The organism is Moraxella equi, assembly GCF_002027555.1.
In the GTDB taxonomy this organism is placed as follows: Bacteria; Pseudomonadota; Gammaproteobacteria; order Pseudomonadales; family Moraxellaceae; genus Moraxella; species Moraxella equi.
On the sequence record NZ_MXAP01000049.1, the window covers coordinates 17,876 to 29,412 of the forward strand.

At 45.8% G+C, this 11,537-nt stretch carries 8 protein-coding genes; 4 read left to right on the forward strand and 4 right to left on the reverse strand.

Annotated features, from left to right (window positions below; translation table 11 throughout):
- Positions 1–189: 189 nt before the first annotated feature.
- The 4 genes from B5J93_RS05310 to B5J93_RS05325 form a co-directional block, all read right to left on the reverse strand.
- The gene (locus B5J93_RS05310; RefSeq protein WP_079325249.1) at positions 190–1,218 is read right to left on the reverse strand and encodes a siderophore ABC transporter substrate-binding protein; all 1,029 of its coding nucleotides are present in this window, start codon (positions 1,216–1,218) and stop codon (positions 190–192) included.
- A gap of 206 nt (positions 1,219–1,424) precedes the next feature.
- On the reverse strand, positions 1,425–4,022 hold the full coding sequence (locus B5J93_RS05315; RefSeq protein WP_079325251.1) for a prolyl oligopeptidase family serine peptidase: 2,598 nt from the start codon (positions 4,020–4,022) through the stop codon (positions 1,425–1,427).
- Between the two features lie 102 nt (positions 4,023–4,124).
- Positions 4,125–5,417 carry a porin gene (locus tag B5J93_RS05320; RefSeq protein WP_079325253.1) on the reverse strand — a complete coding sequence of 431 codons (1,293 nt, stop codon included), beginning with the start codon at positions 5,415–5,417 and terminating at the stop codon, positions 4,125–4,127.
- 21 nt (positions 5,418–5,438) lie between these two features.
- A complete protein-coding gene (locus B5J93_RS05325; protein ID WP_115237131.1) occupies positions 5,439–6,662 on the reverse strand; it encodes a porin in 1,224 nt (407 codons plus the stop codon).
- Between the two features lie 471 nt (positions 6,663–7,133).
- Here B5J93_RS05325 and pheS point away from each other — a divergent pair, with 471 nt between their 5' ends.
- The 4 genes from pheS (at position 7,134) to B5J93_RS05345 (ending at position 11,144) form a co-directional block, all read left to right on the forward strand.
- Complete coding sequence (gene pheS / locus B5J93_RS05330) at positions 7,134–8,192, forward strand: phenylalanine--tRNA ligase subunit alpha (RefSeq protein WP_079325257.1); 1,059 nt, start codon at positions 7,134–7,136, stop codon at positions 8,190–8,192.
- Complete coding sequence (locus tag B5J93_RS05335; protein ID WP_079325259.1) at positions 8,193–8,396, forward strand: hypothetical protein; 204 nt, start codon at positions 8,193–8,195, stop codon at positions 8,394–8,396.
- Positions 8,393–10,780 (forward strand): phenylalanine--tRNA ligase subunit beta, encoded by a 2,388-nt coding sequence (pheT, locus tag B5J93_RS05340; RefSeq protein ID WP_079325261.1) that lies wholly within the window; start codon positions 8,393–8,395, stop codon positions 10,778–10,780. Before B5J93_RS05335 ends, pheT begins: the two co-directional genes overlap by 4 nt.
- A 76-nt stretch (positions 10,781–10,856) precedes the next feature.
- The gene (locus B5J93_RS05345; RefSeq protein ID WP_062500822.1) at positions 10,857–11,144 is read left to right on the forward strand and encodes an integration host factor subunit alpha; all 288 of its coding nucleotides are present in this window, start codon (positions 10,857–10,859) and stop codon (positions 11,142–11,144) included.
- Positions 11,145–11,537: the final 393 nt, after the last annotated feature.

Sequence of the window (11,537 nt, forward strand, 5' to 3'; positions counted from 1 at the left end):
TGAATTTAAATAACCATGTTTAAAATTTGGATGTGTAGGGGCGAATACAACGCCCAAAAAACACTTATGGCACAGGGCAAATGTAATTTACCCCTACAAATTCACTACAAACACTATCAATTAACAATGCTAATAAAAATCAGCAAAAGGGCGAATAAAATCCGCCCCCTTTTTTACACCCAACATCAATTACTGAGCTGTTTTTGCATTAAACGCATCGGTAACAATCTTAGCATCTTTTAGCCATTGATAATAGCCACCAAAAGCAAGATAAGAATCTGCACTCACATAGACGATTTGGTTGTTTTTATAGGCTTTGGTGTTGTGCATGAGTGGGTTATTTAGCACTTCCTTAGCCGATACGCCTTCTTCGCCAATCGCTGACGTGCGGTCTAGGACAAACAGCCAATCAGGGTCAACTTTTTGGATATATTCAAAGCTAATGGGCTGACCATGACGCTCTTCGTTTTTGTTCACGTCAGCGTCCGCCATAGGAATGCCGAATGTGGTGTGTAGATAGCCGTAGCGTGAGTTTTTGCCATAGGCACTCATTTTGTTGCCGTTGATAAGAATGGCAAGCCCATTGCCCTTGCCTTCTACCGCTTTTTTGGCCTCGGCGATGGCAGTATCAATGTCGGCGATGAGTTTGTCGGCTTCGGCAATTTTACCAAACACTTTACCAAAATCGGTAATCTGCTGTTTGCTTGACTCATAGACGTTGTTGGTGTCAATGGTTAGGTTATACGTTGGGGCGATTTTGCCAAGCTCTTCGCTCTTTTCTGCCATACGAGAACCCACAAAAATGGCTTGTGGTTTTAGGCTGTGCAATACTTCTAAATTTGGTTCAAACAGCGTACCAACGCTTGTGCCGTCTGGCGTGCCGTCCGCTTTTAGGTTTAGGGTAGCAATACGCTCGGCAGTCATCTCGGCTGACGGCATGCCTTGCACCGCCACGCCCAACGCTTTTAGGTTTTGTAGGGCGGTCATGTCATAGACGGCGATGGGATTTGGGTTGGCAGGGATGGTCTGCTCGCCTGTGGCGGTCTTGATGGTAACATCGCCTGTGGCAGGGGTCGCTGTGGTGTCAGCAGGTTTGGTTTGTGCTGATTGGGCTTGCTCGGCAGGGGCGGTGTCTGGGGTGGCAGGCTTGTCTTGGTTGCAAGCGGTCAGACCAAACACACCAACAACGGTAAGGGCTAAAAGTTTTTTGGTAAACATAACACGTCCTATATATGACAAAACAAGAAAGATAAATGATGGTTACATATTTTAACCAAAAATCTTTGATAAATCAATGAAAATAGGAATATTTAACAAATAATTTAGATTGCCAGTTGTGGTAGATGATGAGTTATTGTCATCTAAAATTCATTGCCCATCAAAAACAAAACCCAGCCCAAGCTGAGTTTTTGTTAATGTCAATACTACTGAACAGAACGTTCTTTGAGACGTTTTTGACGCTTGACTTCATCTTCGGCTCGCCATTTGTCCGTTTTCATCTCGTCAGCCGTAGGACGCACTTCTAGGTTTGGTATGTCTGTCACGCCCATCTCCTGGAACGCAAAAGCAATCGTCATCAGCTCGTCTTCTTTTCGCTCATTATAAGTATTTGGGCTGTGTCCTTGGTTTTCAGCGGCATGAAGAAGTGCGGGACGACCACAGCTTTCTATCTCCTGAAAACGTGCAACAAACTTATAAGAATGCGACGGCACCACACGGTCATCTCGCTTGGATGTTTGTACCAAGGTAGATGGATAACAAGTGCCTGCATTTAGGTTATGATAAGGCGAATAACTCATCAAAACATCATAAACACGACGACCTTCTGATGGCACGCCATACTCTTCCATCCAATACTGCGTAATGCCCATGTCCGCCTGACGCAGTTGGTCTAAGACAGCCACCTGTGGGAATGCCACACGATACTTCTCTGGATGACGCACCATGGCGGCTCCCACCAAAAGACCACCGTTAGACCCACCAATAATGCCTAGATGGTCAGGGTTGGCATAGCCTGCTTGATTTAGGTAGTCAGCAGCAGCAGCAAAGTCATCATAACCCGTCAAGCGTTTGGTGTGCTTAGCAGCATCTTGCCACTCTTGTCCGTATTCGCCACCGCCACGGATAAAGGCATGAGCCCAAACACCGCCATTTTCTAGCCATGCGGTGTTGGCGGGAAAGCCAAAGGTTTGGTCATAGATGACACCATAACCACCATAGCCGTATAATAATGTCGGGTTCTTACCATCTAAGGGAATGCCTTTTTTGTAGCTGATATTCATCGGCACCTGCGTGCCATCATAGGATGTATAAAATACCACCTTGCTTTCGTACTGCGTCTCATCAAATGGTGCTAAGTCAAAGCGACGAATATCCAAAAATTCATCTTTGGCAATGCTATACTTATAATCCGTGGGCGGGAATGTTGGGTTCTCAAAACGAAACTGCACATAGTTTTCGTTGGATTCAGCATCATTTTCGTCCACTTCGTGATTGGAATCGGTTTGCTCTTTGTTCACCAAGTTGCCAGTCAGCTCAGAAATAAAGCCCGCCCCCTGTGGTGGTGTCAAATCTTTTAAAAAGACACCTGTGGTAGCATCCACCAGTTTAAGGCGACTCACCCCATCTTTTAGGTAGGTCACCAAGAAGTAGCCATTACCTTCTTCGTGATAATACGCATCACGCATCAAATCCAAATCCTGCGGAATATTAACCACCACTTCACGCTTTTTTAGATTGTCAAGATTACTCTTAATCAGCTCGCCCCTACGGTCATTCTCACCACTAATAAACCACACGTCACGGGTCTCTGGGTCAAAATGTATCAGCTGTGCCAAGATGTTATTATTAAAAGCTGGATTGTATCTAACCGCTTTATCAAAGAATTTATTATCATGCAAGCGATACACATTGCCTGTCTTACGGTCTTTGATATAAGCCGTTGTTGTACCCTGGTACATGCCATCCATGACCAAATAACGGTCATCATCACCATCAAAATAGATGCTGGTGATTGCACCACCACCCACTTGGTTTGAGTTGGTTTCGATAGGGTCAATAAAACGCTCTTTGCCAATATCACGACGATAGACAGCAAGCTGGGGCACACTACCCACATAAAACAGCGTATCATCATCTAGCCATGTGGATGCCAAAATATCTCGTCTAAGACCTTTGATAATGGGCGTGGCAAGTTCGCCTGTACGGGTATCTATGACGTGCAAAAATCTAGGGTCAACATCAGAAAATCCTTGACGCACAAAGAACGACACATAAGAGCCATCTTTACTAACCTTAACACCACGAATAGCAGCATTGCCATCTGGGGTCATCTTACCATCTGGGGAAATGGTCGCCTGATTGACAAGTTCGGTGCGAGTGCCATCTGGATCAATACGCTCAATGCGACTAAACCCATCAACATGACGATAATAACGAATCTCGCCAATCTTATCCCGATAAAAACGACTCATAGTATGCTCAACATCTTTTAGAGCATCGTAGTTTCTTTTTAGCTGGTCATAAACAGTAGAGCTTTGAATGTACGCTTCCGTTACTGCATTTTGCTCATTCACCCATTCATTAACCTCACTGGACACCCTAGGTTGCACCGTTTGTAGATACCGAGTGGTCTCAGCCGCCAACGGTCGGTCGTCTTCAAAACGAGTACCAATGAAGTTTCGCTCACGGTCAGCATCGGTCTCTTTGGCAACATATGCATCAATATTATCATACTCTTCTAACCAGCGGTATTTATCCACATGGGTGCCACCAGAATAATGGTCAATGCCATCATCTGGGGCATGCTGATTATCGATGTATTGGGCGTTTCTGGTACCTGCAGTATTGGCAGAGATGCCAAATTCACCGTGTAAAAAAGGGTCGTAACTGTCTTGATGCACCCGAGTTTTTGGGTAATTTAGTTTATTACTGCTGTCAGTGTCATCATCAGCCTGTACCGTTGTCATGTAGACACACGACATCACTGCCAATGCCAACGTGGTAAGTTTTAATCTCATCATGGGCAACTCCTTAATTTTTTGCCATGCAAATCAACCGATAAATACACCTGTCAGGAGCAAGTCTCATCGCCTGCCCCCGCATTTTTATATTGTGTTTTGTGCTTAGAATGTAAACACCATGCCCACACGCACATTGTCATCGGTCAATTTGCCAGTATCCTTGCCACCGACCTTATAAACTGTCTCTTCGGTATCATAACGACCATAGACACGAACATTGGGACGAATGCGATAGTCTAGCTGCACATAGGCTTCTTTGGTGTCGGCTTTATCATAGAGATGTTGCTCGCCTGCCCCCACATAAGAATACATCGCCAAATCTGCCCAACCACTGTCCCGATAGGTGGCATACAAAGAGCCTGCGTCATTTGTTAATGCTGATGCACCTGCCTTTAGATCTGTCTCAGCTTTTTTGGTGCCATAGCCTGCACTGACCTTAAAAACAGGGTTGATGTCATAGGCAATCTTCGCTCCCAGATAATCCGTGGTGCGTTTATCCAAAGGTGTGTTACGACTGTCTGACATGTTTTCTTTTTTGCGACCGATATCCGCCGCTATCAAGAACTTACCTGCCTGATATTCTAATGATGCCGCCACACCATCAACTTTTTGTGGGTAGCGGTTTAGAGTGTTTTGGTTGGCAGTCCACTGTGCTTCTGCAATGTTGGTCACAGGGTTAAAATCACTGTGCGTATAGCCTGCCGCCACTCTTAGGCTTTGATTATCAGCGATGGGAAAGCGGTAACTTGCTGACACGCCATAGCCTGAGTCCACTTCGGTGTTATTTTCTTTGGTCACATCGTTATAACCTGCAAAACTATAATAAGCACTGGTTTGCAAGCCTTTGACACCATAATAGTCCAAACGCACCGCATTGGTACTAAAAATATCTAGTGGCGTATCTGTGCCGGTACGATTAACATAGTTGGTGTGTAGGTATTGGCGACCTAGGCTAATCGCCCCCAGATTGCGTTTGTCAAAAGACAAACTTGAATTAGACAAATAAAAATCACGCCCATCACTATAGCCAAAGCCGACATTACCCGTCACTCGCCAGTCATTTGACAACTCTTGTGAGCCGCGAAAATCCACATAGGACACGCCATGGTTTTGTCCCAAACGTGGCTTTCTGTCAGTACTGGACAACTCTGTGCCTGCTGGGATGTTACTGCCCCAATGCCAACTATTTCCATCAATGTAAGCACTCGCCATTGGGCTTTGTAGCACAAACTTCTCATCCTGTTTGGTGGCTTGCATGTCAATCTGTCCGCTGATGTCCAAAGACAAGCCATCTTTTTTGTAAAGATTATAAACTGCCTGAGAGCTGGTTGCTGTTAGAATCACGCCTGTCATTAGGGCGATTTTGGTTAATTGAAAAGATTGGGTCGCTTTCATAAAAAAATTCCTTTAAAATAATTAAAATGAGAATGATGCCCCGATGTTGGCGGTGAGTTGTTCACGATTACTAAATTCGCCTTCGGTAACATAGTTGGTGGTCTTTAAGTTGGTGACTGAGCCATTTAACGTAATGCCCTTATACAGCTCATATTGCAGACCCACGCTGTATCGATCTTGCTCAACTTTATCAAAGAACAACGCTTCTGTTCCCGAATAAGGCTCTAACCTACCAAAATCCACCATTCTCTCAAAAGGTGCAGGTGAGTTATTTTTAGAATGGCTGTGTCCATAGCTTAGCGTACCTTTTAGACGTGGGGTGAATTCATAGTCCACTTTAGCACCATAGACTTTTTTGTCTACACCACTGGTGACATAACCATTGTAAGACTCTTCACGCTCGCCATAGTCTAGCCCAACCGTCCAGTCATTATGGCGAAACCCAACACCGAGTAGATAAGCATCTGCTTTTTCGGCAACATCATAGTACGCCATGTCATCATGACCCTTACTGCGACTATAACCGCCCGCCAAGGTCAGCGTTTTGCGTGGTGCAAAATCAAAGTCATACTTGGCAGAAACCCCATCACTGTGATGCCACCCTAAGGCTCTGCGGTTATTGACATCTGCTGACTGAGTTAGCATGTGATAGGCGGACAAAGTCAGATTGGGCACGCCCGTATATCTGGCATTGATGTTGGTGCCTGTGTCATTCATGGTGTTTAGCATACCCAAACCTGTCTGGCTCACACCAAGCCCATTGAAACGACTGCCGACACTCAGTCTGCCTTGCTCGCCATAACTACCAAAATCAAACCAAGCCCCCCAATAAGCACCCCAGTTACGATTGGCACTCTCACTAGCTTCTATGAAAATGGAGCTATTGGCGGTAATTTTTGGGGTCAATCTTTGGCTGGCATAAAACTCAACCGAACCCCAGTTAAGACCGTTTAATCTGAGCTGTTCGTCGCTGTCTTTACGGTCTTGATTGGCAAGCACATCAGCGACACTGCCATTAGTGCCAAAAATCCTAGGATCACCATAAGTATAGTTAAACTTATTGGATTCGGTGCTAAAATTGGGATTAATACTGCCATAAATACCAAGGCTTAAACCATCTTTAACCGATGGTATCTCCAACATCGCCGCATGAGCTGGCATGGCAAACAATGCCAAAACAGACATGGGAACAATCCAACGGAGCTGTCTGGCAAGTGGATGAAGGGGGTGGATTAGTGTGTGCATAGAAAGTTTGTTCTCCTTAACACCAAAAAATAACATCCAAGTCACAAAGCACAAAAGATTTGTAATGGCTAACATTCAGTCGAAGCGACTTGGGTGGCTACATGACATTTTGTGATACATATGCATAACTAAATATTATGTTATGTAACTAAATGATACAAAAATCTTTGTTTGTGTAGAATAATGTTGATTTTTGAAAATGTCAAGTAGGAAAAATTAATTTTTCACATTTTTGTCATGATTTTATGTAAAGACATCGTTTAAGCCAAGTTCATAATAATCACTTCCATATTTGGGATAACCAATGGCTTATTTTTCAATATTTTATGCTTACTATATATCCTTAAACCCAAAAAATCGGTCATGTTTTGCCCATAATTTGTCAGTTTTTGCCAAAATAGCGTGGTTTTTGTTTACATTTTTATAATTATTTTTTACAATAGTTCTTTTAAATTCATGATGATAACGAACATGACTGATACTCATTCTCCCTTAGACGTGGTGCTTGCCCTATCGCATTTGGATAAACCCCTAGCAGACATTAGCAGTGATGATTTTGATGATTATGCCAAACAGGTCATCGAAGCGATTGGCACAGCTTGCGACACCGCCCAATTACAAGAATTAAAAGGAGCATTGCAAGGCAAAAAATCCCCCATTACCGCCCTCTCCAAACAAATGGGCGGACTGGACAGCGAGGGCAAAAAAACCTACGGGGCGTACTTGCACGAGCTTCGCACCCGTATCGCCACCGCCCTTGATGAACGAGGGACGGTATTGGCAAAAGAAGCCTTAAACGCCAAGCTCATGGCAGAGCAAATCGACATCACGCTCCCGCCACGCCACCGCCCCACAGGTGGACTGCACCCGATTACGCACACCACACAGCGTATGAAGCAGTTTTTTGTACAAGCAGGATTTAGCGTGGCGACAGGCCCTGAGGTGGAGAGCGATTATTATAACTTTGAGGCGTTAAATATCCCTGACCACCACCCTGCTCGTGCCATGCACGACACCTTCTACTTTGACGCTCATTATCTGCTACGCACCCACACATCGGGCGTGCAGATTCGCACCATGGAAAAATCAGAACCACCCCTACGAATCATCTGCCCTGGGCGTGTGTATCGCTGTGACAGCGACCAGACGCATTCGCCGATGTTTCATCAAATGGAAGGTTTGATGATTTCTAAATCATCGAGCTTTGCTGAGCTCAAAGGCGTGATTCATGAGTTTTTGAATGCGTTTTTTGGCAAAGAGATGACCGTGCGTTTTCGCCCGAGCTTTTTCCCCTTTACCGAGCCGTCTGCGGAGGTGGATATTTTGTCCGACTCTGGCAAATGGCTAGAAGTCTTAGGCTGTGGCATGGTTCACCCCCAAGTGCTACGCAACTGTGGCATTGACCCTGACGAATACACAGGCTTTGCCTTTGGGCTTGGGATTGAACGCTTTGCCATGCTGTATTATGGCATTGATGATTTGCGAGTATTTTTCCAAAATGATGTGAGATTTTTGGGGCAGTTTGCTTAAATGACAAACGATGTGCATGATGACAATACCTCCACAAGACGCATTGGTCTTGGACAAGGGCAAGTCACCATTCCCGATGATATTCATTGGGGTGATGATGAAATCATGCGAATGTTTGGATTTAGCGAAGAAGATATTAGTGGCACTTATCCAGACAAAGCCAAATTAAACCATACAAAACAAGATAATAAGAGAAAACCATGAAAATCAGCGAAAACTGGCTCAGACAATGGGTCAATCCTGCCAATACCTCCGCCGAGCTTGGCGAACAGCTTACCATGCTTGGACTAGAACTAGACGACATCACCCCCATTGCCCCCAAGTTTAGTGGCGTGGTGGTCGGTCAGGTCATCACTTGCGACAAGCACCCCGATGCCGACAAACTCTCCGTGACCACCGTCAATGTTGGTACAGATGAGCATTTACAAATCGTCTGCGGAGCACCCAATGTGCGAGCAGGACTCAAAGTGGCGGTGGCAACCGTTGGGGCGGTATTACCTCCGATTGACGGCAAAGAGTTTAAAATCAAAAAAGGCAAACTGCGTGGCGTAGAATCCCAAGGCATGCTCTGCGGTGCATCCGAATTGGGTCTTATTGATGAGATTGACGGACTATTGGAGCTGGACGATGACGCTCCGATTGGCGTTGATGTGCGTGAGTATTTGGGGTTGGACGGTCAGATTTTTGATGTGGCGATTACCCCCAATCGTGGCGATTGTTTGAGCGTGTTAGGTCTGGCTCGTGAGATTGGCGTGGTCAATGGCTTATCCTTAAACCGCCCAGAGATTATCACCACCACCCCCACGCTAGACAAGACAGTCGCGGTCAAAGTAGATAACCCCACCGCCTGCCCACGCTATTTGGCTCAGTATATCGGGAGCATTGACCGTACCGTCAAAACCCCCAAATGGCTAAAAGACAGCCTTGTGGCGAGCGGACTTCGCACCCATAATTTTTTGGTGGATGTGACCAACTTTATCCTATTAGAACTCGGTCAGCCCCTACACGCATTTGACGCTGATAAAATCGTGGGAGCGATTACGGTACGCCTTGCCAATCAAGGCGAAACGGTAGAGCTGTTAAACGAGCAAACCATTACCCTAAGTGGCGATGAGTTAGTGATTGCCGATGAGGTGGGCGTGCTTGCACTGGCAGGGATTATGGGTGGCTCTCGCTCTGCCGTTTCGGACAGCACGACCAACATCGTGCTAGAATCTGCCCACTTTAATCAGCTTGCCATTGCGGGGCGTGCCAGACGCTTTGGCTTGCATACCGATGCCAGTGCCAGATTTGAACGAGGCGTGGATTTTAACTTACCCAAAATCGCCCTAGACCGTGCCACGACATTGATTGCCAGCATTGCTGGTGGACAAGTGGGACAAATCACCACTACTGAGAGCGTGGCAGATTTGCCAAAACGCACCACCATCAGCGTGCCATTTGCCAAAGTAGAAAAACTGCTTGGTATCAGCCTGCCTAGCGATGAGATTGTGGAGCTGTTAAACCGCTTAGAAATTAACACCACCTTTGACGGCACGGCATTTACCTGTCAGCCCCCAAGCCACCGCTTTGACCTCAATATCAGCGAGGACATCATTGAGGAGATTGCTCGGGTGCATGGCTATGCCAACATCACGCCACGCTTGCCCGAATTTGCGGTAGACATGAGCTATGATGATACGGCAGATTTAACCCACACGCTCAAACTGACACTTGCCAAACAAGGCTATTTTGAGGCGGTGAGTTTTAGCTTTTGTGATGAAAAATTAGAAAAACTCCTAAGCGATGACAAATTGGGCGACATTCTCCCCCTTGCCAACCCCATCTCCTCCGAGCTTGCGGTCATGAGACGTACGCTACTATCTAGCCTACTGCCTATCGTGAGCCACAACCTAAACCGCCAGCAAACGGACGTGCGACTGTTTGAGGTGGGCTTATCGTTCGTGGGTAAAGATGTCGCAAGCCTCGCCCAAATCGGCAGTCTTGCCATCATCGCCACAGGACGAGCCACCGACAGCATTCATGGCGTGCGTGGCATGGACTTTTATGATTTAAAAGCCGACATCGAAACCCTGCTCCCTACTCATGTCCGCCCAAGCTATGAGCGGGCGGATTTGGCGTTTTTGCATTCGGGACAAAGTGCGTATGTGTCGGTAGGTGGCGAGCGGATTGGTTATTTTGGGCAATTGCACCCCAGTATCGCAAGCGAGCTTGATTTGCCGACTGTGTGGGTGGCTCAGTTTGAGCTTGATAAACTGCTTGCCCTGCATCGCAAGCCCCTTGCTGTGAGCCTACCGAGCAAATTCCCAAGCGTTCGCCGTGATTTGGCGTTTTTCGTGGATAAGGATTTGGCATGGCAAGACGTGGCAGATGTCGTGCGTGATGTGGCAGGCGAGCATTTGACAGACGTTGCCTTGTTTGATGTCTATCAAGGCGACAGACTGCCTGCAGGCAAAAAATCACTGGCATTTGCCATGACCTTGCAAGATACTGCTCGTACCCTGTCTGATGATGAGATTAAGGCGTTGATGGATAGGGTGATTGTGGCATTGACCAACAAATACCAAGCACAACTGCGTGATAGCTGATGTTTATCAAGGGCGAATGTGGTTCGCCCTTAACCCTAACAATGCCAATTTTAATTTAATTTTAAAAGGATAACACATGGCAACCTTAACCAAAGCAGACATGGTAGACCATTTGACCATTCGCCTGCGTATGACTCGCCAAGACGCTCGCAAATTGGTGGACACCTTTTTTAGTGAGATTAGTCAAAGTTTGGCAGACGGTAAAGAAGTCAAGCTCTCAGGCTTTGGCAACTTTGAATTAAAAGACAAAAAATCCCGCCCAGGTCGCAACCCCAAAACAGGGGAAGTTATCCCTGTCAAGGCTCGCCGTGTCGTTACCTTTAAGGCAGGGCAAAAGTTTCGCCGTCAGATTGATGTGAAATAACACCGTCAATTTTAAAAATTTGCAAAAATAAAAGGAGAATACGCCCCAACCAAGCCCCGATGATTGGGGCTTTTTGGTGCGTTATATGGGGTAAATGGGGATTTATCCATACATACGGCTGATTTACTTTATACACAATCAAAGTATAACTAGGGCGTGCCTGCCTTTTGTATTTGCAATGAAAAATGAGAAAAATCGCACGTTTTTCAAGGAAAAAACCTAGGCTGATAGTCATTCTATCAGACAAGTTTTTGACTTCGAGCCACAAAATTTAGCCATTTTTCATGCAAAAACGATTGATTTATTTCTAAAATATATCTAAATCGTAAATAGTGTTATAAAGGGTAGGCACGCCCTTACATAAGCACACAAAGCGGTACATATACCAACCGA